The organism is Pseudomonas sp. P5_B3, assembly GCF_056400405.1.
On sequence record NZ_JBFULI010000032.1, the window covers coordinates 14937 to 37740 of the forward strand.

General features: G+C 57.9%; 20 protein-coding genes and 4 tRNA genes. 7 read left to right on the top strand and 17 right to left on the bottom strand.

Annotated elements, in window-relative coordinates; genetic code table 11:
• Positions 1-182 precede the first annotated feature (182 nt).
• Both AC1DRN_RS18805 and AC1DRN_RS18810 read left to right on the top strand, forming a co-directional pair.
• Positions 183-1313 (top strand): carbon-nitrogen hydrolase family protein, encoded by a 1131-nt coding sequence (locus AC1DRN_RS18805; RefSeq protein ID WP_223462323.1) that lies wholly within the window; start codon positions 183-185, stop codon positions 1311-1313.
• A 3-nt stretch (positions 1314-1316) separates the two neighbouring features.
• Positions 1317-2357: an AraC family transcriptional regulator gene (locus AC1DRN_RS18810; RefSeq protein ID WP_223462324.1), complete on the top strand. Its 1041-nt coding sequence runs from the start codon at positions 1317-1319 to the stop codon at positions 2355-2357.
• Positions 2358-2700: 343 nt separating this feature from the next.
• Here the strand turns inward: AC1DRN_RS18810 and AC1DRN_RS18815 are convergent, their stop codons facing one another.
• The 11 genes from AC1DRN_RS18815 to AC1DRN_RS18865 all read right to left on the bottom strand — a co-directional run bounded on the left by AC1DRN_RS18815 (position 2701) and on the right by AC1DRN_RS18865 (position 13171).
• Entirely contained in the window at positions 2701-3513 is an 813-nt protein-coding gene (locus AC1DRN_RS18815; protein WP_223462325.1) for a DUF2242 domain-containing protein, read from the bottom strand.
• A gap of 203 nt (positions 3514-3716) precedes the next feature.
• Positions 3717-5588 (bottom strand): SurA N-terminal domain-containing protein, encoded by a 1872-nt coding sequence (locus AC1DRN_RS18820; protein ID WP_223462326.1) that lies wholly within the window; start codon positions 5586-5588, stop codon positions 3717-3719.
• 233 nt (positions 5589-5821) lie between these two features.
• Positions 5822-6094 (bottom strand): HU family DNA-binding protein, encoded by a 273-nt coding sequence (locus AC1DRN_RS18825; protein WP_002552737.1) that lies wholly within the window; start codon positions 6092-6094, stop codon positions 5822-5824.
• Between the two features lie 149 nt (positions 6095-6243).
• Positions 6244-8640, bottom strand: coding sequence for an endopeptidase La (lon, locus tag AC1DRN_RS18830; protein WP_104447853.1), 2397 nt, complete (start codon positions 8638-8640; stop codon positions 6244-6246).
• A gap of 228 nt (positions 8641-8868) precedes the next feature.
• Complete coding sequence (gene clpX, locus AC1DRN_RS18835) at positions 8869-10152, bottom strand: ATP-dependent Clp protease ATP-binding subunit ClpX (protein WP_007982210.1); 1284 nt, start codon at positions 10150-10152, stop codon at positions 8869-8871.
• Positions 10153-10264: 112 nt separating this feature from the next.
• Entirely contained in the window at positions 10265-10900 is a 636-nt protein-coding gene (gene clpP, locus AC1DRN_RS18840) for an ATP-dependent Clp endopeptidase proteolytic subunit ClpP (protein WP_108219131.1), read from the bottom strand.
• Between the two features lie 93 nt (positions 10901-10993).
• Positions 10994-12304: a trigger factor gene (tig, locus tag AC1DRN_RS18845; RefSeq protein WP_223462327.1), complete on the bottom strand. Its 1311-nt coding sequence runs from the start codon at positions 12302-12304 to the stop codon at positions 10994-10996.
• 386 nt (positions 12305-12690) lie between these two features.
• Positions 12691-12766 (bottom strand) — tRNA-His (locus AC1DRN_RS18850).
• A 78-nt stretch (positions 12767-12844) separates the two neighbouring features.
• Positions 12845-12929 (bottom strand) — tRNA-Leu (locus AC1DRN_RS18855).
• A gap of 57 nt (positions 12930-12986) precedes the next feature.
• A tRNA-His gene (locus AC1DRN_RS18860) sits at positions 12987-13062 on the bottom strand.
• Positions 13063-13094: 32 nt separating this feature from the next.
• Positions 13095-13171, bottom strand: a tRNA-Arg gene (locus tag AC1DRN_RS18865).
• A gap of 274 nt (positions 13172-13445) precedes the next feature.
• Between AC1DRN_RS18865 and folD the strand changes: the two genes are divergently transcribed.
• On the top strand, positions 13446-14300 hold the full coding sequence (gene folD, locus AC1DRN_RS18870) for a bifunctional methylenetetrahydrofolate dehydrogenase/methenyltetrahydrofolate cyclohydrolase FolD (RefSeq protein WP_008001570.1): 855 nt from the start codon (positions 13446-13448) through the stop codon (positions 14298-14300).
• A gap of 236 nt (positions 14301-14536) precedes the next feature.
• Positions 14537-15475, top strand: a complete 939-nt coding sequence (gene pbpG, locus AC1DRN_RS18875; RefSeq protein ID WP_223462328.1) for a D-alanyl-D-alanine endopeptidase — start codon at positions 14537-14539, stop codon at positions 15473-15475.
• A 238-nt stretch (positions 15476-15713) separates the two neighbouring features.
• Here the strand turns inward: pbpG and AC1DRN_RS18880 are convergent, their stop codons facing one another.
• Positions 15714-15920: a DUF6021 family protein gene (locus AC1DRN_RS18880; protein WP_218430404.1), complete on the bottom strand. Its 207-nt coding sequence runs from the start codon at positions 15918-15920 to the stop codon at positions 15714-15716.
• Positions 15921-16015: 95 nt separating this feature from the next.
• Entirely contained in the window at positions 16016-16747 is a 732-nt protein-coding gene (locus tag AC1DRN_RS18885) for a peptidase C39 family protein (protein ID WP_223462329.1), read from the bottom strand.
• A gap of 179 nt (positions 16748-16926) precedes the next feature.
• On the opposite strand from AC1DRN_RS18885, the gene AC1DRN_RS18890 reads away from it, so the two are divergent.
• Positions 16927-17094, top strand: coding sequence for a hypothetical protein (locus AC1DRN_RS18890; RefSeq protein ID WP_223462330.1), 168 nt, complete (start codon positions 16927-16929; stop codon positions 17092-17094).
• 65 nt (positions 17095-17159) lie between these two features.
• Here AC1DRN_RS18890 and AC1DRN_RS18895 read toward each other — a convergent pair whose 3' ends face one another.
• Complete coding sequence (locus tag AC1DRN_RS18895; RefSeq protein ID WP_223462331.1) at positions 17160-17909, bottom strand: TerC family protein; 750 nt, start codon at positions 17907-17909, stop codon at positions 17160-17162.
• A 29-nt stretch (positions 17910-17938) separates the two neighbouring features.
• Positions 17939-18181, bottom strand: a complete 243-nt coding sequence (locus AC1DRN_RS18900) for a hypothetical protein (protein WP_223462332.1) — start codon at positions 18179-18181, stop codon at positions 17939-17941.
• Between the two features lie 135 nt (positions 18182-18316).
• Between AC1DRN_RS18900 and nhaR the strand changes: the two genes are divergently transcribed.
• The gene (nhaR, locus tag AC1DRN_RS18905; RefSeq protein ID WP_223462333.1) at positions 18317-19216 is read left to right on the top strand and encodes a transcriptional activator NhaR; all 900 of its coding nucleotides are present in this window, start codon (positions 18317-18319) and stop codon (positions 19214-19216) included.
• Here the strand turns inward: nhaR and AC1DRN_RS18910 are convergent.
• Entirely contained in the window at positions 19203-20363 is a 1161-nt protein-coding gene (locus AC1DRN_RS18910; protein WP_223462334.1) for an MFS transporter, read from the bottom strand. The two genes, nhaR and AC1DRN_RS18910, sit on opposite strands and share 14 nt — an antisense overlap.
• Before the next feature lie 387 nt (positions 20364-20750).
• Here AC1DRN_RS18910 and sstT point away from each other — a divergent pair, with 387 nt between their 5' ends.
• Positions 20751-21983, top strand: coding sequence for a serine/threonine transporter SstT (sstT, locus tag AC1DRN_RS18915; RefSeq protein ID WP_223462335.1), 1233 nt, complete (start codon positions 20751-20753; stop codon positions 21981-21983).
• Between the two features lie 189 nt (positions 21984-22172).
• On the opposite strand, the gene AC1DRN_RS18920 is transcribed toward sstT, so the two are convergent.
• Positions 22173-22682 carry a DUF1993 domain-containing protein gene (locus tag AC1DRN_RS18920; protein WP_223462336.1) on the bottom strand — a complete coding sequence of 170 codons (510 nt, stop codon included), beginning with the start codon at positions 22680-22682 and terminating at the stop codon, positions 22173-22175.
• Between the last annotated feature and the right edge of the window lie 122 nt (positions 22683-22804).

Here is a 22804-nt window from a genome sequence, read left to right on the forward strand (position 1 = left end):
CTCTGTCAACTCACCTACCTTTAACCCGCCCCTTCATTGCTCCATCTCGGCGCAGACAGGCAGCCGCCGGCGAAAAAACAGTCAACGTTGAAACGTGCCCACTAAGTCCTTGATTCCCTTTATGCTCGATCCAGTTCCAAATCAAAAGCCACGCCCGGCTCCAGACTGTAAACTGTGTCCCCATGCGCAAACTTTTGTACCTGACATTCTCCATGGCGTTGCTCGCCGCCCTCACGACCTATGCGATGTGGGCCGCGGACCGGCCGGTGGGTCATTACCTTTCGGACCTGCGGATCAACCTGGCAGTCGACCAGGGTACGCCTGCGGATCGTGGCAATCTGCTGGGCATCCAGCCCGAACTGTTTCCTACCGATTATCAAAGTCCCGAGCGCCTGCACCGCAAGCTCGCGGCCTATCTGCAGGCAGCCCGGGACCAGGGCTTGTTGAACGGCAAGACCGTCGTCGTGTTGCCGGAACACATCGGTACCTGGCTGATGGTCAGCGGCGAGAAGGATGAGCTGTATCAGGCCAGTACTCTCAAGGAGGCCATGAACTGGCTGGCGGTGAGCAATCCCCTGAAGTTCGCCAAGGCGTTGATCAGCGCCGAGGGTGGCAACCGTCTGGACGATGCCCACCTGCGCATGAAAGCCAAGGCAATGGCCAGGGACTACCAGGCATTGTTCGGAGGGCTGGCCAGGGAGTTCCACGTGACGCTGGTGGCGGGCTCCATCGTGCTGCCCGAACCGAGCATCATCGACGGCACCTTGAGAATCGGCCGCGGCGCGCTGTACAACAGCAGCGTGGTGTTCAACAGCGAAGGCGTGCCGATCGGCCAGCCCCAACGCCAGATGCACCCGCTCTTCGCAGTACAGAACGGAATCAAGGCGAACGGCGACCACTCACTCAACGTCGTTGATACCCCAGCAGGAAGGCTGGGCGTATTGATCGGCCACGACAGCTGGTACCCGGAAAACTACCTCAAGCTCAACGACCAAAGCGCACAGCTGGTTGCAGTACCGGCCTTTGTCGCCGGCCGTGGCACCTGGGATCAACCGTGGCACGGCTACAGGGGATCGCCGGAACCGGCATCGGTCAACTTGAAGCCTGGAGAAGTCAGTGAAGGCCAGGCCTGGCAGCGCCTGACCCTCACGACCCAGGCACCGGCCAGTCAGGCTGTCGCTGGCATGAGTGTGTTCCTGCGGGGTCAGTTCTGGGATCAGGGCAGCACCGGGCAGAGTTTCCTCAGCAGCAACGGCCAGCACTTTGCCGACGGCAACGCCCAGGGTGCGCGTTTGCTGAACCTCTGGTTGTAAGCCATGAAACCGCAGCCAATGCGCCTCGGCGATCTGTCGGTGGGCTTTGTTCATAGCCTGGCCGATGCCGTGCGCAGCCATGGTATCGATCCGCAGCCACTGCTCGATCAATACGGCCTCGATGCAGCGCGCCTGAGCGAAGCCGGTGCCCGGCTATCGATACCGCGCTACATGCGCCTGGGCCACAGCGCCATTCAGCTGGCCGACAACCCGGCCCTTGGCTTGCGCATGGGCCAGCTCAGTCGCCTGAGCCAGGCCGGCCTCGCTGGCGTCACTGCGGCGCAGGCGCCGACCGTACGTGAAGCTGCGCGCTGCCTGATTCGATTCGAAGCCTTGTATGGTTCGAATTATCGGGGCCAATCAAGCTTTCACGAAGACGCCCAGGGCGCCTGGCTACGTTTCTATTCGATCAGCCCCTACAACGCTTACAACCGTTTCGTGGTGGATTCGATCATCGCTGGCTGGTTGCAGCAATTATCCAGTGTCAGCCCTTCCCCGCTGCGCGCCGAACGTATCGAGATCGAATTCGAGGAGCCCGGTTACCGCGCGGCCTATGACGTTTTGGGTGACTGTCCGATTGTGTTTGGCAGCGAACATAATCAACTGCGCTTGAGCCTTTCCAGCCTCGCACAGCGCAACCCGGAGCATTGCCCGAGTACCTGGCGGCACTTGCTGCAATTGTGTGAGCGGGAGCTGGAACAACTGACACGCACCCGCAGCCTGCGTGAACGCATCATCGCGCTGCTGGGACCCTTGCTCAACGGTGGCCGGGAGCCCGACCTGCAAGAGGTGGCGGCACGCCTGAAGCTGCCCACCTGGACCTTGCGCCGCAAGCTCGCCGATGAAGGTACACAATTTCGTGCGATTCTCAACGACACCCGCCGCGACCTGGCCATGACTTATATACGCGACACCGAACTGGCGTTCGGAGAGATCGCCTACCTGCTGGGCTTTGCCTCAGCCGAAGCGTTTCAACGCGCTTTCAAACGCTGGAACGGGCAGACGCCCGGCGAATTTCGCCGCAGCCATCGCCAATCCGCCTGATGCCTACAACTCGGTAGCGTCTTCCGCCGGCTCCAGTGGGTCCAGTTCGAAAGCCTGGTACTCGAGCAGCTCTTCTTGATAATCGTCCATTTTTTAATCTCCCAACCCGTAGTGAAAAACGTCTGAATAAATGACCCATTCCTTGAGCATAAAGTGCCCGCGTGAAAGAAAAATGACGCGGACACGACACTCTGTCGCTACCGAATAAAACGTAGCAGCTGGTCAGGAATTTATCACGGTTTTTTTCGCGGGAGGCCGCAGAACAGCGGACTTGCTTGATGCGGGTCAATCTTTTGGCGGGCCACAGGATCGGCTCATTTGATCCGATCCTGTGGTGTCACCCTCACTGGCCGCGGACAGGCATCGCCGGAATGGGTTCGCTCGGCGGCGGCAAGTCACTCGGATTTGACGGTGGCGTGACGATTTCCGGGGACGGTGCCGGCGCTACACTCTCGGTCGGCGTGATCGGCGCTGCCTCAGGAGGCGGGGTAACCGGCTCGGAGGACACGGGCAGCGCTTCAACGGGTGCAGGTGCAGGCACTGCTGGCTCTATACCAGGTGCAGCCTTGGCTTCAGGCATGCCCAGATCGGTTTTCGGCTTTTCGGTGATGTGCGCAGCCTTTTTCGCTTCTGGCGGCAGGAACAGCTCGACCAGTGCGAAGAAACGCTCGTAGAACTTGGCAGACGATACGGTTTCGCTGGCGACCTTGACCATAGAGTCATCGGAGGAGCCGATCGGCATCGACACCGAGCCCAGCACACCTACACCGAGACTGGCGGAGTTGTTGGTCTTCTTCAGCGCATAACGATCCTGCAGGGCGTTGGCGAATACGGTGGCGTGGTGCCCTTCGCTGCCGTCATCGGTACAGACCACACTGAAGCTGATCTCCATGTGGTTCTCGCCGGTCTGCTGGAAGCTCTTGTGACCGCTGACCAGTTTCGAATCGTTGCTGGTGATGATGTAACCCTGGCTGAGCAAGGCACGACGGGCAGCTTCACAGCTCTGGGTATCGGTCACCGGATAGTTGCGGGAAAAGGTTCCGGAGTCGTCGAAGTTCTCATGCTCGTAGATGGCGGCCTTGTTCGATGAACAACCGGCCACAGCGGCAAGCATGGCTGCCAGCCCGACAACCCGCATGGGAAGTGATTTAAACATTGAACATCCTGAGAAAAACGGTTCGGGGCATATTGTGCAACAGATCGATGCTTAGCGGAGCATCGATCGTGTCTTAAAACGATTACAGGCTGATTGACCCCGGTTTTACGGAAAAGTCACCACGGCAAATGACGTACGGCCAAATAAAAAGACCCCGGCTTTTCGGCCGGGGTCTCCTGTGCAGCGCTAAACCTGGTCAGGCATCAGTAACGCTTGATGTCCGCCTGGCTTTCCAGCTGCTTGCGATAAGCCGCAAAGTCTTGCTGGCCGATGCGGGAAGCGAGGTAGCGACGATACTGTGCTTTCTCTTCTTCGGTCGGCGCCGCTGCTTCGTTTACGCCATTGAGGCGCACGATCATCAGGCTGCCATCCGCCAGCGTCACGCTGGTGAAGGTCGGTTTGTCCTTGGCCGCAGGCTTGGCCATGCGGAACAGCGCTTGCAGCACCGCAGGGTCAACCCCCTCCTGAGCGCGGGTCGCCGCTTTGGTGACTTTCCAGGCCTGGCCATCGATCGCCTGATCCAGCGGGGTCTTGCCATCGCGCAGGTTGGCAATCAGGGCCTCAGCCTTGGTCTTGGCCTCGGCGCTGGCGTGCTCCTTGGCCAATTGCACACGGATCGCGGCAGAAACGCTTTCCAGTGGCAATTGCGAAGGTTTCAGGTGTTCCTTGGCACGCAACACGACCACGGTTTCCGGATCGAGCTCGATGGCGGTGCTGTTCGCGCCCTCATCCAGGACTTCCGGGCTGAACGCCGCAGTGACCACGGCACGGTTAGCCGCAATACCCTCACCGCCTTCACGGCCGAACGGCTTGGACGTCTGCACGGTCAGTTTCAGGTCCTGTGCTGGCTGAGCCAGATCGGACGCTTCGAACGAGGCGTCTTCCAGTTGCTTGCTCGCTTCGACGAAACGCTGCTCGACCTGCTGGGTCTTCAGAGCATGGGTCAGCTTGTCTTTCAGGCTGGCGAACGTTGGCACTTCTGGAGCTTCCACCCCCAACAGCTTGATCAGGTGGAAACCGAAGTCGGTGCGAACCGGGCCCGACACCTGGTCCTGGGTCAACGAATACAGGGCTTTTTCGAACGCCGGGTCGTAGACGCCAGGACCGGCATAACCCAGGTCACCGCCGTTGTTCGCAGACCCCGGATCCTGGGAGAATTCCTTGGCCAGCGCCTCGAATTTCTCGCCCTTGGCCAGACGGGCCTGGATCTCTTCGATCTTCGCCTTGGCTTGCGCCTCGGTAGTCTTGTCGTTCACTTCAATCAGAATGTGCGCAGCCCGGCGTTGCTCGGACAGGTTCGCGATTTCTTTCTGATAGGCCGCTTGCAGGTCTTGGTCGTTGACGCTGACCTGATCGAAGAAGGAAGCTTTCTTCAGCTCGAGGTAATCGATGACCACCTGATCCGGCGTCATGAACTCCTTGGCGTGTTCATCGTAATAGGCCTTGACCTCATCGTCGGTCAGCTTCACAGCCGCCGGGTCGGCCTTGATGTTCAGGGAGGCGAAATCGCGGGTCTGTTTTTCCAGACGGGCAAACGCCAGCACCTGTGCATCGGTCACGAAACCGCTACCGGCCAGGCCGGCACGCAGCTGACCAATCAGCATTTCCTGAGCCAGCATCTGGCGGAATTGCATGCGGCTATAGCCGAGTTGGCGAATCACCTGGTCGAAACGATCGGTGCTGAATTTGCCATCAACCTGAAACTCTGGTGTTTGCAGGATGACCTGATCAAGCGCCGCTTCGGAGAAAGCGAATTTCGAGTTTTCTGCGCCTTGCAGCAGCAGTTTGCGATCGATCAGGCCCTTGAGCGCCGATTCGCGCAACATTTTTTCATCCAGCAAGGATGCATCGAAATCCTTGCCCAGCTGTTGCATGAGCTGGCGGCGTTGCATATCGACCGCCTGGCTCAGCTCGTTCTGGCTGATTTCATCGCCATTGACCTTGGCCGCATCATTACTGTGCGACGTGGCCTTGAAAATGGCGTCGAAACCGGTCAAAGCCATCAGAACAACGATGACCCCGATAATAGTCTTGGCAATCCAGCCTTGTGAATTGTCCCTGATATTCTGCAGCATGCGTCCCCCAGAAACGGTTGAACTTCAAAATTAGGCAACCGTGGAGCGTGGGTAGAGTCCGGATAGAAGAAAGGCGCATCCGAGGATGCGCCTTCTCGTAACTGGCGGAGCGGATCGAGGGCTCGAACTGGCGACCCTCGGTGTCTTGAACCGGCGACCTGCAGTCAGGACTGCCGCTCCGCTGCCAAGTCAGGCATGACCCCGACCCGGATGGGTAAAAACCTGAATCGAACTTAGTTGACAGCTTCTTTCAGTGCTTTACCGGCTTTGAAACCTGGTTTTTTGGCTGCCGCGATTTCCAGCGTCTTACCGGTCTGTGGGTTACGACCAATGCGAGCTGGACGATCAGTTACGGAGAAAGTACCGAAACCAACCAGAACAACAGAGTCGCCAGCCTTGAGAGCGCCAGTGACGGATTCGATTACAGCGTCCAGCGCACGGCCAGCAGCAGCTTTCGGGATATCAGCGGATGCAGCGATAGCATCAATCAGTTCCGACTTGTTCACTCTAAGTCCCCTTATATCTATTTGAGTATGATTCTAAGTTTTTTTGGTGAAAGCAAAAACGAGTGCTGAATGGCCTACAGACACTTAAGAGCCGCTTTATAACAAGGGCTCTAAAAAGCTGTCAAGAAAGCCCCCCAGGCAAATACGTACTAATGCGTGCTAATTCTTTCCTTAGAATCTGCGTCGCGTTTCTCATCCTTCGCGACTATCTCCGGAGCCACGTCCGGCAAGGGCTCCGGCGCGTATTGCAACGCAATTTGCAGGACCTCGTCAATCCATTTAACCGGTTTAATCTGTAGATCCTGCTTGATATTGTCCGGAATCTCTTTGAGATCGCGGACATTCTCTTCAGGAATGATCACGGTCTTGATTCCGCCACGATGGGCAGCCAGCAGTTTTTCTTTCAAGCCGCCAATGGCCAGCACCTGGCCACGCAACGTGATTTCGCCGGTCATGGCAACATCCGCGCGCACCGGAATGCCGGTCAATGCCGAAACCAGGGCCGTGCACATGCCCACACCGGCGCTAGGACCGTCTTTCGGGGTCGCCCCTTCTGGCATATGGATGTGCGTGTCGCGCTTCTCATGGAAGTCCAGGGGAATGCCCAGGCTCTTCGCCCGGCTGCGAACAACGGTCAAGGCCGCGGTGATCGACTCGACCATCACATCACCCAGGGAACCGGTCTTGATCAACTGGCCCTTGCCCGGCACGACCGCGGCTTCGATGGTCAGCAATTCGCCACCGACCTGAGTCCACGCCAGCCCGGTCACCTGACCGATCTGATCCTGTTGCTCGGCCAGGCCGTAGCGGAATTTGCGCACGCCCAGGAAGTGCTCCAGCATGTCTGCGGTAACCTTCACCGAGAAACGTTTTTCCAGAGCATGCTCCTTGACGGCCTTGCGGCAAACCTTGGCAATCTGGCGCTCAAGCCCACGCACACCGGCTTCACGGGTGTAATAGCGGATGATGTCGCGGATCGCTTCTGCATCAAACTCCAGCTCGCCTTTCTTCAAGCCGTTGGCCGTGATCTGCTTTGGCGAAAGATATTTGACGGCGATGTTGATCTTCTCGTCTTCGGTGTAGCCCGGCAGACGGATCACTTCCATCCGGTCCAGCAGCGCCGGCGGGATATTCATCGAGTTCGAGGTGCACAGGAACATCACATCGGAAAGGTCGTAATCGACTTCCAGATAGTGATCGTTGAAGTTGTGGTTCTGCTCCGGATCGAGCACTTCCAGCAACGCCGATGCCGGATCGCCACGCATGTCGCTGCCCATTTTGTCGATTTCATCGAGCAGGAACAGCGGATTGCGGACACCCACTTTTGTCATCTTTTGAATCAATCTTCCTGGCATCGAACCGATGTAAGTACGGCGATGACCACGAATTTCCGCCTCATCACGCACGCCACCGAGGGCCATGCGCACGAATTTGCGGTTGGTGGCGTGAGCAATCGACTCCGCCAGGGACGTTTTACCTACCCCGGGAGGACCGACCAGGCACAACACCGGACCACGAATTTTCTTCACGCGTTTTTGCACGGCGAGGTATTCGAGGATGCGCTCTTTGACTTCTTCCAGGCCATAGTGGTCGGCATCCAGAATGTCTTCTGCACGCGCCAGATCCAGGCGCACTTTGCTCTGGGCCTTCCACGGCACCTGAACCAGCCAGTCGATGTACGAACGCACCACGGTCGCTTCCGCGGACATTGGCGACATCTGCTTGAGCTTGTTCAGTTCGGCCGTGGCCTTGGCCAGCGCGTCTTTTGGCAGGCCGGCGGCATCGATACGCTTTTTCAGCTCTTCGACTTCGTTGTGACCTTCGTCGCTGTCGCCGAGCTCTTTCTGAATGGCCTTCATCTGCTCATTCAGGTAGTACTCACGCTGGCTGCGCTCCATTTGCTTTTTGACACGACCACGAATGCGCTTTTCGACTTGCAGCAGATCGATCTCCGCATCCAGCAACGCCAGAACGTGTTCGACCCGGGCCGACAAATCGATGATCTCGAGGATTTCCTGCTTCTGTTCGATCTTCAGGGCCATGTGCGCGGCCATGGTATCCACCAGGCGGCCTGGTTCATCGATGCTGTTGAGCGATGACAGGACTTCAGCCGGGACTTTCTTGCCCAGCTGCACATATTGCTCGAACTGGGATAGCAGACTGCGTACGAATACTTCCGACTCGCGCTCTGGCGCGTCGACTTCGTCGATCAGGGAGACTTCGGCACGGCAGTGGCCGTCCACTTCGCTGAAGCGCTCAACGGCGCCCCGCTGCTCACCCTCGACCAGAACCTTGACCGTACCGTCAGGCAGCTTCAGCAGCTGCAGAACGGTGGCAATTGTACCTACGCGATACAGGGCATCTTCACCGGGATCGTCGTCAGCCGGGTTTCTCTGGGCCAGCAGAAGAATCTGCTTGTCACCCGTCATCGCAGCCTCGAGGGCTTCGATGGATTTCTCGCGCCCCACGAACAGCGGGATAACCATGTGCGGATAAACCACGACATCACGCAATGGCAGGAGAGGCAATTCGATGGTTGTCTTCATGATTTCGCCTCTACGGCGGCCGTAAGGCCGTAAACAGATGGAAGTAAACTTGAAACCAAGATGGGGTCTGCCTTGGAAAAAAACAAGCGGATAAAAGAACCACTTGAACGATTGCAGCTGGCGGTAGCGCGCGAGATGGCCAAGACACGCCAGAAAACCGGATCGGCTGTCACTCCCACAATAGCAAAGGGGCCCGAAGGCCCCTTCTTTATTCAAGCTGCGTGACGCTTAAGCGTCCGGCGCGGCCTTGGCGGTCGGCTCACTGTTTTCGTAGATATACAGTGGCTTGGACTTGCCTTCTATCACGCTTTCATCGATCACTACTTTACTCACCTCCGATTGCGAGGGGATTTCATACATAGTGTCGAGCAATACACCTTCGAGAATCGAACGCAGGCCACGGGCACCGGTTTTACGCTCCAGGGCACGCTTGGCGACCGATTTCAGTGCGTCGGAACGGAATTCCAGATCAACGCCTTCCATCTCGAACAGCTTGGCATACTGCTTGGTCAAAGCATTTTTCGGCTCGGTGAGAATCTGCATCAACGCAGCCTCGTCAAGCTCGTCCAGCGTGGCAAGTACCGGCAGACGACCGACGAATTCCGGGATCAGACCGAACTTGACCAGATCGTCAGGCTCGACTTCACGCAGGGACTCACCGACTTTCTTGCCTTCTTCCTTGCTGCGCACTTCTGCGTTGAAGCCGATGCCGCCCTTGGTGGAACGGTTTTGAATAACCTTTTCCAGACCGGAGAACGCACCACCGCAAATGAACAGGATGTTACGGGTGTCGACCTGAAGGAATTCCTGCTGCGGATGCTTGCGACCACCTTGAGGCGGAACGGAAGCGACCGTGCCTTCGATCAACTTGAGCAGGGCCTGCTGCACGCCTTCACCGGAAACGTCCCGGGTGATCGACGGGTTGTCAGACTTGCGCGAAATCTTGTCGATTTCATCGATGTAGACAATGCCCATCTGGGCTTTTTCCACGTCGTAATCGCATTTCTGCAGCAGCTTCTGAATGATGTTCTCGACATCTTCACCCACGTAACCCGCCTCGGTGAGGGTGGTTGCATCAGCGATGGTGAACGGAACGTTCAGCAAGCGGGCCAGTGTTTCGGCAAGCAGGGTTTTACCCGAGCCTGTCGGGCCGATCAGCAGGATGTTGCTCTTGCCGAGTTCGACGTCGTCATTCTTTTTGTCACGCTGATTCAGGCGCTTGTAGTGGTTGTACACCGCTACGGCCAGAACCTTTTTCGCACGCTCCTGACCAATCACATACTGATCAAGGATGCCGCTGATTTCTTTAGGCGAAGGCAATTTATGCGCGCTGCTTTCGGCCTGTGCTTCCTGCACCTCCTCGCGGATGATGTCATTGCACAGGTCGACGCACTCGTCGCAGATAAAGACCGAGGGGCCGGCAATCAATTTGCGTACTTCATGCTGGCTTTTGCCACAGAAGGAGCAATAGAGCAGCTTGCCGTTGTCCTCGCCGTTGCGGGTGTCAGTCATTCGTTCGATCCAAATCCGATAGGCTTGCAACACAAGATGAAGGCTATTGCGGGCTTTTTCAAGCCCGCTGGTGATCGGACCCGCCGACCAACCCTATTTTGAGCTGCTTATTTCAGGCAGGGCGCTGGGTAATCACTTCATCGATCAACCCGTACTCACGCGCGGCTTCTGCACTCATGAAATTGTCGCGGTTGGTATCGCGCTCGATTTCTTCAAGAGTGCGCCCGCTATGCAGGGCCATCAGCGTGTTGAGACGCTCACGAATAAAGAGGATTTCCTTGGCATGGATTTCGATATCCGACGCCTGACCCTGGAAACCGCCCAATGGCTGGTGAATCATCACACGCGAGTTCGGCAGGCAGTAACGCTTGCCAGCGGCACCGGCCGTCAGCAGAAACGCGCCCATGCTGCACGCCTGACCGATACAGGTGGTCGCCACGTTGGGCTTGATGAACTGCATGGTGTCGTAGATCGACATCCCTGCCGTCACCGAACCGCCCGGGGAGTTGATATAGAGATGGATGTCCTTGTCCGGGTTTTCCGCTTCAAGGAACAGCAGTTGCGCACAGATCAGGTTGGCCATGTAGTCCTCTACCGGGCCAACCAGAAAGATCACTCGCTCCTTGAGCAGTCGCGAGTAGATGTCGTAGGCGCGCTCGCCACGAGCGGACTGCTCGACAACCATCGGGACCAGACCGCCTGCGGCCTGGATATCAGAGTTCTGCTGAATATACGAATTACGGAACATGCTCTGCAGTCACTCCCAAATAGTTATGTCTTGAATACGCATAAGCCAGCACGAAGGCTGGCTTATGGTGTTTGCTTCTTACCGCAAAAGTGATCAGTCGGCTTGTGGTGCTTCTACCGGCTTGACCGCTTCTTCGTAAGAGACCGATTTGTCGGTCACGCTAGCTTTCTGCAGAACAGTATCCACAACTTGCTCTTCCAGCACAACAGAACGAACTTCGTTCAGTTGCTGGTCGTTTTTGTAGTACCAGGACACAACCTGCTCAGGCTCCTGGTAGGCCGAAGCCATTTCCTGAATCATCTCGCGAACGCGGGTTTCGTCAGGCTTCAGGTCGAATTGCTTGACCACTTCAGCCACGATCAGGCCCAGCACTACGCGGCGCTTGGCTTGCTCTTCGAACAGCTCGGCCGGCAGTTGGTCAGGCTTGATGTTGCCGCCGAACTGCTGGACAGCCTGCACACGCAGACGGTCAACTTCGTTGGACAGCAGAGCCTTTGGCACTTCGATCGGGTTGGTGGCCAGCAGACCGTCCATTACCTGATTCTTGACCTTGGATTTGATCGCCTGACGCAGCTCGCGCTCCATGTTCTTGCGAACTTCGGCACGGAAGCCATCCAGACCGGTTTCCTTGATGCCGAATTGAGCGAAGAACTCTTCGGTCAGTTCTGGCAGCTTTGGCTCGGAAACGGTGTTGACGGTCACGGTGAACTCGGCGGTTTTGCCAGCCAGGTCCAGGTTCTGATAGTCCTCTGGGAAAGTCAGGTTCAGAACGCGTTCTTCACCGGCTTTAGCGCCAACCAGGCCATCTTCGAAACCAGGGATCATGCGGCCGGAACCCAGAACCAGCTGAGTACCCTTGGCGGAACCGCCAGCGAACACTTCACCGTCGACTTTGCCGACGAAATCGATGTTCAGCTGGTCTTCGTTCTGGGCAGCGCGATCGGCCACTTCGAAACGGGTGTTCTGCTTGCGCAGGATTTCCAGCATTTTGTCCAGATCGGCATCAGCCACGTCAGCGCTCAGGCGCTCGACGGTGATACCTTCGAAGCCGGCAACGGTGAACTCAGGGAACACTTCGAATACGGCAACGTATTCCAGGTCCTTGCCCGCTTCCAGGGACTTAGGCTCGATCGAAGGCTGGCCAGCCGGGTTCAGCTTCTGCTCAACCACAGCTTCGTAGAAGGAAGACTGGATCACGTCGCCTACAGCTTCCTGGCGAGCGTCGGCACCGAAACGGCGCTTGATTTCGCTCATCGGCACTTTGCCTGGACGGAAGCCAGCAATCTTGGCCTTTTGGGCGGTCTGCTGCAGACGCTTGTTGACCTGGCTCTCGATGCGCTCAGCCGGCACGGTGACGCTCATGCGGCGCTCAAGAGCAGTAGTATTTTCAACAGAAACTTGCATGGATATTCCTCGTTGCACAGACGTTAGCCGGCCGTTTCCGACCCCAGAATCAAGGGCATGCATTCTAGTGGGTCAAACTCAAGAAGTCACCCTACTGAAAACGGGTAAAAACACAGCAGGCAATTTATAGGTGCGAATGCACGAATGCACCTCGCCCCGATGGCAAATACAACCAATCACGCCAGGGCTCTGCGCCGACCCTTCTATATATAGAAGAGATCGCCAATCACCTCCCTGACAGCCGATCTCGCAAGCAAGGCCGGCGGACAGGACAGCATCATCGAGAAACATAAATACGACGAAACGCCCTGCCCCTGCAGCCCGGAACCTGCGGCCACCGAAACAAAAAAGGCGCCAGACTTTTCAATCTGGCGCCTTTCGAAATATGGGGTGGACGATGGGGATCGAACCCACGACAACGGGAGTCACAATCCCGTGCTCTACCAACTGAGCTACGCCCACCATATTGCCTGTTAAAGAAGCCAAACAAACTTCTTTATCAAGCCCCAGCCAGGCCAACGACCTGAGTGAAGCTTTAATTGGTGCGGATGAAGAGACTCGAACTCTTACGCCTCGCGGCGCTGGAACCTAAATCCAGTGTGTCTACCAATTCCACCACATCCGCGGATGAAGCCTTTAAAGCAAAGGCGCCAGACTGTTAATCTGGCGCCTTTTCGAAATATGGGGTGGACGATGGGGATCGAACCCACGACAACGGGAGTCACAATCCCGTGCTCTACCAACTGAGCTACGCCCACCATATCGCGTTACTTGTGCCAAAGCTGCCTAATGGCGCACCCGGCAGGACTCGAACCTGCGACCATCCGCTTAGAAGGCGGATGCTCTATCCAGCTGAGCTACGGGCGCCTTGTTAGCTGTACCCTTGGAGGACTACAAACTAAGTGCTTTCCAGTCTCGCAGAACCAAAATCCCGCTCAACCTTCTTAACCAGTGCTAGGCTGTGCCCGACAAGTGCGACGAATAGTATAGAGCCCCCCGAAGATCGTCAAATCCTTTTTAAAAAAAATTCATTTAATTAAAGGAGTTAGGGGAATTTGCAGACCAAGCGCCTTTGCCCTCACCGCATGACATGCGAGAATGCGTTCTCTTTTTTTCCCCTCTCGATGGTTAATCACGCGCAATGACTGCACAACTAATCGACGGCAAATCGATCGCCGCCAGCCTGCGCCAGCAGATCGCCCAACGTGTCACCGAGCGTCGCCAGCAAGGCCTGCGCACGCCCGGGCTTGCGGTGATCCTGGTCGGCAGCGATCCTGCCTCTCAGGTTTATGTCTCGCACAAGCGTAAAGACTGTGAAGAGGTCGGCTTTCTATCCCAAGCTTATGACCTGCCTTCCGAAACCACTCAAGAAGCGCTGACCGAACTGATCGATCGCCTGAACGACGATCCTGCAATCGACGGCGTTCTGCTCCAGCTTCCGCTTCCCGAACACCTGGACGCCTCCAGATTGCTGGAGCGCATTCGTCCGGATAAAGACGTCGACGGATTCCATCCTTATAACGTCGGTCGCCTGGCCCAGCGCATCCCGCTGCTGCGCCCCTGCACCCCCAAAGGCATCATGACCCTGCTGGAAAGCACCGGGGTCGATCTCTACGGGATGAATGCCGTGGTCGTCGGTGCGTCCAATATCGTTGGTCGCCCGATGGCCATGGAACTGCTGCTGGCCGGTTGCACCGTGACGGTCACCCACCGTTTTACCAAGGACCTGGCCGGCCATGTCGGCCGTGCGGACCTGGTCGTCGTGGCCGCCGGCAAGCCGGGCCTGGTCAAGGGTGAATGGATCAAGGAGGGCGCGATCGTGATCGATGTCGGCATCAACCGTCAGGACGACGGCAAGCTGGTCGGTGACGTGATCTACGAAACCGCCCTGCCCCGCGCCGGCTGGATCACTCCGGTACCGGGCGGCGTAGGCCCGATGACTCGTGCCTGCCTGCTGGAGAACACCCTGTACGCGGCTGAAACCCTGCACAGCTGAGTTTCAACGCGGACGCTGACAGCGTGACAAGGAACCCCGCCCTGGCGGGGTTTTTTTTGCCCGCGAAATACACCGACCATCCGCCGGAAAATGATTTTTTTTTCATGTTCTCAGGACTTTCACCTGTTACTTGAACAACCATCGACAGTTATTCAGCCATACTCCAGAATGTCGCGCTTTTCAGGAAACAGCCCGTTACAAAACGGCTTATCAACATCCTTTATGAGTCTGCCAGCGTGAAAATCCGTCTTTCCATCCTGAGCCTATTTTTTGCAGTTACAGGGACTTTCCTCACGCCAATCGCCAGCGCTGACGAGACCACCGCAGCGCCGCGAGAGACGAAGACACTCAAGCTCGCTTCCGGCAGCTCCCTGCTGCTGGACATGCAGACCAACAAAGTCATCTATGCCAGCAATCCTGACGTGGTGGTACCGATCGCTTCCGTCAGCAAGTTGATGACTGGTCTGGTCGTGGTTGAATCTCGGCAGAACATGGACGAATACATCGACGTCAACATCAGCGACACACCGGAAATGAAAGGCGTGTTCTCCCGGGTCAAGCTCCGGAGCGAACTGCCGCGCCGGGAAATGCTGCTGATTGCCCTGATGTCCTCGGAAAACCGTGCCGCCGCGACTCTGGCGCACCACTATCCGGGCGGCTATGCCGCGTTCATTGCTGCAATGAACGCTAAGGCCCGGGCACTGGGCATGACCAACACACACTTCGTCGAGCCGACCGGTCTCTCCCCGCGCAATGTGTCGACCGCTCGCGACCTGAGCAAGCTGTTGATCGCCGCGCACAAGTACCCGCTTCTGACCGAGCTGAGCACGACCAAGGAAAAAACCGTCTCGTTCCGTAAACCCAACTACAGCCTGGGTTTCCGCAACACCGATCATTTGATCCGCAAGCCGGACTGGGACATCCAGCTGACAAAAACCGGTTTCACCAACGAAGCAGGTCACTGCCTGGTGCTGGTGACCCGAATGAGTAACCGCCCGGTGGCCTTGGTGATCCTTGACGCCTATGGCAAGTACACCCATTTTGCCGATGCCACGCGCATGCGTAATTGGGTAGAGAGCGGAAGGAGCGCGGACGTGCCTTCCGTAGCCTTGCAGTACAAGGCAGACAAGAACCTCAAGCAGCGGCAGAGCGGCGTGGTTGAAGCGTCGAAGTAACGTAATGGCAACGCACAGAAAACCCCGATCGATCGGCAATGCTGTTCAGTTAAGCAAAATTGATCCTCTGTAGGAGCGAGCTCGCTCGCGATGGTCGCCAATGATGACGCGTGCTTTCTGGCTAAACGCGGCGCTCTTGAGTCCATCGTCGGATCGCCGCCCGGAGCAAGCTCGCTCCTACAGAATCCTTAAATGAACAGTATTACGATCGATCGGGGCTTTTTTTCGCCAGTCACTCCTAGGGCTTCAGATTACCCAGCGGATCATAGGGTTTGGCCGGAGCCTTGGGGTTGTCGCCCGGTTTCACGTCCCTCGGTGCCTTGGCAGGCCCGATCGGGTCGACCTGTGGATCGGCAAGGTCCGGGGAGTCGGGATCGAAACCCAGCTCATTACCAGACGAATGTTCAGATGAGTGCGGACCGACGGGCGTTGTGGATTGAACCATGGGCACCTCCTGATCTCGGCCCGGAATAATGTTCCGGGCCCTCAAGAATCAGAACCTGACGATGGGCGAAGGTGCCCGCCGGATGACAAACGGACTTAGGGGGCCAGGGCTTTTTTCGCCCTGGCGGCGGCCTGTTCCTGACCGGCCTGAGCCAGATCGTTGGCGGCCTTGAGCCAACGCTGTTGATCGACCTGGGCCGGGATCTGCGTCGGTTTCTGGATCAGCACGGCCCAACCGCCGGCGTCCTTGAACGCCGACTCGAAGGAGCTGAAGCTCATCAGTTCGCTGCGATTCATCCCGGCGCGCAGCAGGACCGTCTGCTTCTGGCGGTTGTAACCGGCAAGAATGGCGTAGCGCGGTTCGGCCCACATGGCCGAACCTTCCGTGAAGCGCACCATCACCGGATAACCGGCGGCGACTTGCGTCAACAAGGCCGGCAGGTTGCTGTCGAGGGGATAAACCACCATCCCGTACTCGCGGGCAAGGTTCTGCATGTTCTGTTGCAACTGGACTTCGCCCCCCGGCAGATGCAAGGGTTTGTCGAGTAACCCCGGGGTAATCACGATGCCCTGTTGGGACAGCATGCTGGCCAGCACCTGCGGTCCGCTTTGATACGCATCGCCCCGGTAGAATCGGCCGCTGAGCTCGACACGCTCCGGCAAACGCTTGATCTCGGGTGCAACACTCCCGGCACAGCCCGCCAGGCTTGCCACGCAACCGGCTATGAGCATGGCCGACAAAATTCGAGAAAATACCCGCACCATCATCCCTCTCTTGTTCAGGTTCAGACGCCAGGCAATCCCATTCCCGGCTGGGTCGTCGATCATAGGTCGCCGCGCCGCTACGGTATAGCTTTAAACGGTAGTCGCGTGCATTCGATAGAGCGAACTGGTTGGTGACTGCCGACTTTCGCTCAATAGCCTGAAATACAGCAACGGCTAGACTGTTCCCTGAAGGGACGACAGCGAAGCGCGTGTGCCCACAGAAGGGCAAAGAGGAGGCACAGATGAGCCTGACCATGATCATTGTGATGTTGATTGGCGGTTGGCTGGCGGTAGCCGCCGCCATGCTGTGGGGCGTGCTGCGCATTACTCGCCGCCACCATCACCCTGTTCAGCGAGTTCCTGCGCCGGAAACGGACAAGACACCGAGCCAACACGCCAACGCTCACTGACAAGCCAAACAAAAACGGCCGCCTGCACTCCATGGAGTTCAGGCGGCCGTTTCTTTTAGCGTGGGTCAAGCCTCAGTGACTACCCGCTTCTGCCTGGCCCGGCGGGACATCATGTTCAACGCCTCGATCGAAGCCGAGAATGCCATGGCCGCATAGACGTAGCCTTTCGGTACGTGGGCGCCGAAGCCTTCGGCGATCAGCGTCATGCCGATCATGATCAGGAAGCCCAGGGCCAGCATCACCACCGTCGGGTTGTCGTTGATGAACCTGGCCAGCGGATCAGCCGCCAGCAACATCACCAGTACCGACACCACCACCGCAATGATCATGATCGGCAAGTGCTCGGTCATGCCGACAGCGGTGATGATGCTGTCGATGGAAAAAACCATGTCCAGCATCAGAATCTGACCGATCGCCGCCGCAAAGCCCAGGGTCACGGTCGAGGTTGCCGACTTCGGATCTTCCGGTGCCGGGTCCATGCTGTGATGGATCTCCGTGGTTGCCTTCCACAACAGAAACAGGCCACCGGCGATCAGGATCATGTCCTTCCAGGAGAGCGCATGGCCGAGCACCTCGATCACCGGAGCGGTCAACTGGACGATGAACGCGATGGTGCTCAACAGACCCAGTCTCAGGATCAGCGCCATGCCGATACCGATGCGCCGAGCCTTCTGCCGGTGCTGCTCAGGCAGTTTGTTGGTCAGGATCGAAATGAAGATCAGGTTATCGATGCCGAGCACGATTTCCATCACCACCAGGGTGGCCAGGGCAACCCAGGCGGTGGGGCTGGCGGCAAGTTGTAAAAGGTAGTCCATGGGTCAGTCCTGACTCGTTGTAATACGGTTTAGATTTCCTGGGAGGAAGATTCGGTTTTTTCCGATTCTTTTTCCGATGATTCTTTTTTGCTGATCAACCCGCTGGTGGCGTCACTGAGTGCTTGCTCGGCGGCCTTGTGGGTATCGTCAATTGCCTGTTTGGCGCTTTCGGCGGCCTTGCCCATCAACTGTTGCGCGCTTTTCTCGGCCTGGTCGCAACCGGCCAGTACCAGTAAAGACGTAATCAACAGTGCCGTGGTTTTCAGCTTCATGATGCCTTCCTCGATAGAACGAACGGGACCTAAACGATGGCCCGTTGATAGCGATGCATTCTAGGGAAGTGAATACTTCAGGAAAATTCGTATTTTCAGCGGTTATAATTCGATTTTTACGAACTGTAGATCGCCATGCTCAACTATCGGCAATTGCATTACTTCTGGGTGGTGGCCAAGACCGGCAGCATCGTGCGCGCCTGCGAGCAGCTCAATCTCACGCCACAAACCATCAGCGGGCAGATTTCGTTACTGGAACAGACCTTTGGTATCGAGTTGTTTCGGCGCGTTGGACGGCAACTCGAACTGACCGAGGCCGGCCGCCAGGCCCTGCCCTACGCCGAACAAATGTTTCAGCTGGGTGGTGAACTGGAACTGATGCTGCGGGCACAACCCAATGAACAGCAGATCCTGTTTCGCGTCGGTGTGGCCGACGTGGTGCCCAAGTCCATCGTCTATCGCCTGATCGCACCGACCATGGAGCTGAGCGAACCGCTGCGCATCACTTGTCGCGAAGACAAGCTTGAACGTTTGTTGGCCGACCTGGCGATCCAGCGTCTGGACCTGGTGATCTCCGACAGCCCTATGCCGTCGCACCTGGACATCAAGGGCTACAGCCAGAAACTCGGTGAGTGCGGGATCAGCTTTTTCGCCACCCCTGAGCTGGCGGCACGATACGGCCGGGACTTCCCGCGCAATCTGCACGGTGCGCCGCTGCTGATTCCCGGCCCGGAAACCGTGGTGCGCAGCCGTTTGCAACGCTGGTTCGCCGAGCAGCAGATCCAGCCAAAAATTGTCGGTGAGTTCGACGATAGCGCCCTGATGCAGGCCTTCGGCCAATCCGGCAGCGGGATCTTCATCGGTCCGAGCGTGATTGCCGATGAAGTGCAACGCCAATATGGCGTGGAAGTGATCGGCCAGACCGACGCGGTGAGCGAGTCGTTCTATGCCATCTCAGTGGAACGCAAGGTCAAGCACCCCGGCATTGTCGCCATTACCGAAGGTGCCCGACGCGAGCTGTTTACAGCGCTGTGACCTCTTCGCGCGGCTTGAAGGTCATCAGGGCGATGGCCAGCAGGATCGACGCCAGAATGAAAGCAGCGGCGGCAAAGCCAAGGCCTTGCAGGCCAACGCTGTCGATCACCCGACCACCGATCATCGCGCCCAGACCGATACCGAGGTTGGCCCCGGCGATGTTCAGCGACGCGGCAAACGCCGGCGCTTCGGGCGCGGCCTTCATCAGACGCACATGGCTGACCAGGAACAACGCCGCCTGGGTCACGCCCCAGATGCCCATCGCCGCCGCCAGACCGAGCGGCGAGTGAATGTTCGGCACCAGCGCCACCAGGCCGGCAATCATGAACGCGCAGAACATCATCGACGCCATCAGCGGATGGCGGTCCACCGCCCGGCCGCCCAGGGAGTTGCCGATCAGCCCGACCGCGCCGAAGCCCATCAGGCACCAGCCGACCACCGTGCCGTTGAAGCCGGCCAGACGTTCAAGAATGTCCGCCAGATAGGTGTAGGCGGTGAACATACCGCTGAACACAATCACCGACAGCAGCACGTGACCGAGCATCAGCGGGCTGCGCAGGATCTTGAACTGCGAGCGGAAGCTCACCTGATGCTGGTGCAAGTTGGTCTTCGGCAGATAGATAAACAGCAGCAACGCCTTGGCAAAGGCGATGACCGCCAGAATCGCGAAGGCACTGCGCCAGCCGAACGCATCGGAAATCAGCGTGCCCACCGGAATGCCGAACACCGTGGCGCAAACAATGCCGAAGCCGATCTTGGCGATGGCGCGACCGGCGTAATCCGGCCCGACGATGTCCACCGCCGTCTCGCTGGCCAAGGCCCAGAACACCGGCAGCCCCAGCGCCGGGATCAAACGGGCGAACGCCATCACCCAGATGTTCGGCGCCAGCGCCGCCAGCGTGTTGGCCAGACCGAACATGATCAGCACCGAGATAAACAGCTTACGCCGTTCGAAACGGGCGAAGTACGCCGTCAAGAACGGCCCGAACACGGCCACGGTGAAGGCGAACAACGTCACCAGCAAACCCGCTTGCGGGATGCTGACGTCCAGATCCCGGGCGATGGCCGGCAACAGGCCGACGATGATGAACTCCGTGGTCAGCACCGTAAAACCGGCTGCAGACAACAGAAGAATGGGCAACAGCATGCAGAACTCCAGAAAAAACGACGACACCAGCGATAGCCCGGAGGCCCACTGGCAGACATGAAAATGAGGATGGCGAATCTTAACAGAGTGTTTCCGAACCCGGTTGCACGAACCTGCCTATCTCGTTGAATGCCAGGGTGGCAGTTCGTCACAGGTCTGAAAGATCGTGCCTGCGCTGTGATAAAGTCCGCGCCCTGAAAAATGTACACCCTGTGATCAAAGCCGATCATTTAAGGGGCAAACCTGTGGGAGCGAGCTCGCTCCCACAAGGATTGCGGCGTTCTACACCCTGTGTTTCCTTCTCGGTTTCCTGCCTGCGGCCTGCCCTGTTCGTTGCTGCAAGCGCGGCGAAACCTCGCACTTATAAAAAATCAGAGATGCCGTTTTATGACTGCTTCATCCCCTTCTCTATTGCAACGCCTTAAACGCCTGAGCCTGGTCACACAGATCGTGATCGGCCTGATCGCCGGTATTGCCCTGGCGCTGGTTGCCCCCGACCTGGCGAAGTCCACGGCGTTCATCGGCAAAGTGTTTGTCTCGGCGCTCAAAGCCGTCGCGCCGATTCTGGTGTTCGTGCTGGTCATGGCATCGATTGCCAACCACAAGCACGGCCAGGAAACCCACATCCGGCCGATTCTGTTCCTGTATCTGCTGGGCACTTTCGCTGCGGCCGTGGTCGCGGTGGTTGCCAGCATAACGTTCCCGTCGAGCCTGGTGCTGTCGACCCAGGACGTCGCGGTCACAGCGCCAGGCGGGATTGGCGAAGTGTTGCAAAGCCTGTTGCTGAGCGTGGTCGATAATCCGGTCAGCGCGCTGATGAACGCCAATTTCATCGGCATTCTGGCGTGGGCCATCGGCATGGGCATTGCCATTCGTCATGCCGGCGATACCACTCGTGAAGTGCTGGGCGACCTGTCCAACGGCGTGACGGTGATCGTGCGCCTGGTGATCAGCTTCGCCCCGCTGGGCATCTTCGGTCTGGTGGCATCGACCCTGGCCACCTCCGGCTTCGGCGCCTTGATCGGCTACGCGCACCTGCTGGCCGTGCTGCTGGGCTGCATGCTGTTCGTGGCACTGGTGATGAACCCGCTCATCGTGTTCTGGAAACTGCGGCGCAACCCGTACCCGCTGGTCCTGACCTGCCTGCGTGAGAGCGGCATCACGGCGTTCTTCACCCGTAGCTCGGCGGCGAACATTCCGGTCAACCTGGAGTTGAGCAAGCGTCTGGGCCTGCACGAAGACACCTACTCGGTATCGATCCCGCTGGGCGCGACCATCAACATGGCGGGTGCTGCGATCACCATCACCGTACTGACCCTGGCGGCCGTGCACACCCTCGGCATCGCCGTGGACATTCCCACCGCGATCCTGCTGAGCGTCGTCGCAGCGATCTGCGCCTGCGGTGCTTCGGGCGTGGCGGGTGGTTCGCTGTTGCTGATTCCGCTGGCGTGCAGCCTGTTCGGCATCCCGAGCGAAATCGCCATGCAGGTGGTAGCGGTCGGTTTCATCATCGGCGTATTGCAGGACTCGGCGGAAACCGCGCTGAACTCGTCCACCGATGTGCTGTTCACCGCGGCGGCTTGCCTGGGTGAAGAAGAAAAAGTACAGCGATTGGCATAACACTGCGGACCCTGTGGGAGCGAGCTTGCTCGCGATRGCGGTGGGTCAGTCAACATAAATGTTGAAAGTTATACCGCYATCGCGAGCAAGCTCGCTCCCACAGGTCAAGCGGTGTAGATGAAGAATGCTCAACAACGAAAAAGCCCGCCAAGGCGCAAACCTTGGCGGGCTTTTTTGTACCTGAACTGTTTAGAACGCGCCCATGTAGTCACGCTTGCCCACTTCCACGCCGTTGTGGCGCAGCAGTGCGTAAGTGGTGGTGACGTGGAAGAAGAACTGCGGCAGGCCGTAGGTCAGCAGGTAGGACTGGCCGCTGAAGCGCTTCTCTTTAGGCGTGCCCGGACGGGTCACGATCTCGATGCCTTCCTTGCCGTTGATCTGCGCAGGCGTAATGCTGCCGATGAAGGCCAGAGCCTTGGCGATCAACGCTTGCAGTTCGGCGAAGGTGGTTTCAGTGTCGTCGTACTTCGGCAATTCGACTTCGGCCAGGCGACCGGTAACGCCCTTGCTGAAATCAACGGCGATCTGCACCTGACGCACCAGCGGGAACATGTCCGGGAACAGGCGCGCTTGCAGGAAGGCGTTAGGGTCGATGTTTTTCTCGGTGGCGTGAGCCTCGGCCTTTTTCAGTACATCACTCAGGGCGTTGAGCATTTGCTGGAAAACAGGCACGGAAGCGTCGTACAGGGAAATGGTCATGGCAGGTCTCGTCTGGAGGGAACGTGGGTCATTTGCATCTGTAGGAGCGAGCCTGCTCGCGATGGACGTTAACGAAAACGCGCCCTGTCTGGATGAACGCGTTGCGCTTGAGTTCTTCGCGA

Bases quoted from the DNA above. Each gene is read 5' to 3' on its own strand.
- AC1DRN_RS18805 (WP_223462323.1), top strand. From the start codon at position 183: ATGCGCAAACTTTTGTACCTGACATTCTCCATGGCGTTGCTCGCCGCC.
- AC1DRN_RS18810 (WP_223462324.1), top strand. From the start codon at position 1,317: ATGAAACCGCAGCCAATGCGCCTCGGCGATCTGTCGGTGGGCTTTGTT.
- AC1DRN_RS18815 (WP_223462325.1), bottom strand. From the start codon at position 3,513: ATGTTTAAATCACTTCCCATGCGGGTTGTCGGGCTGGCAGCCATGCTT.
- AC1DRN_RS18820 (WP_223462326.1), bottom strand. From the start codon at position 5,588: ATGCTGCAGAATATCAGGGACAATTCACAAGGCTGGATTGCCAAGACT.
- lon (WP_104447853.1), bottom strand. From the start codon at position 8,640: ATGAAGACAACCATCGAATTGCCTCTCCTGCCATTGCGTGATGTCGTG.
- clpX (WP_007982210.1), bottom strand. From the start codon at position 10,152: ATGACTGACACCCGCAACGGCGAGGACAACGGCAAGCTGCTCTATTGC.
- clpP (WP_108219131.1), bottom strand. From the start codon at position 10,900: ATGTTCCGTAATTCGTATATTCAGCAGAACTCTGATATCCAGGCCGCA.
- tig (WP_223462327.1), bottom strand. From the start codon at position 12,304: ATGCAAGTTTCTGTTGAAAATACTACTGCTCTTGAGCGCCGCATGAGC.
- folD (WP_008001570.1), top strand. From the start codon at position 13,446: ATGACTGCACAACTAATCGACGGCAAATCGATCGCCGCCAGCCTGCGC.
- AC1DRN_RS18880 (WP_218430404.1), bottom strand. From the start codon at position 15,920: ATGGTTCAATCCACAACGCCCGTCGGTCCGCACTCATCTGAACATTCG.
- AC1DRN_RS18885 (WP_223462329.1), bottom strand. From the start codon at position 16,747: ATGATCGACGACCCAGCCGGGAATGGGATTGCCTGGCGTCTGAACCTG.
- AC1DRN_RS18890 (WP_223462330.1), top strand. From the start codon at position 16,927: ATGAGCCTGACCATGATCATTGTGATGTTGATTGGCGGTTGGCTGGCG.
- AC1DRN_RS18895 (WP_223462331.1), bottom strand. From the start codon at position 17,909: ATGGACTACCTTTTACAACTTGCCGCCAGCCCCACCGCCTGGGTTGCC.
- AC1DRN_RS18900 (WP_223462332.1), bottom strand. From the start codon at position 18,181: ATGAAGCTGAAAACCACGGCACTGTTGATTACGTCTTTACTGGTACTG.
- nhaR (WP_223462333.1), top strand. From the start codon at position 18,317: ATGCTCAACTATCGGCAATTGCATTACTTCTGGGTGGTGGCCAAGACC.
- AC1DRN_RS18910 (WP_223462334.1), bottom strand. From the start codon at position 20,363: ATGCTGTTGCCCATTCTTCTGTTGTCTGCAGCCGGTTTTACGGTGCTG.
- sstT (WP_223462335.1), top strand. From the start codon at position 20,751: ATGACTGCTTCATCCCCTTCTCTATTGCAACGCCTTAAACGCCTGAGC.
- AC1DRN_RS18920 (WP_223462336.1), bottom strand. From the start codon at position 22,682: ATGACCATTTCCCTGTACGACGCTTCCGTGCCTGTTTTCCAGCAAATG.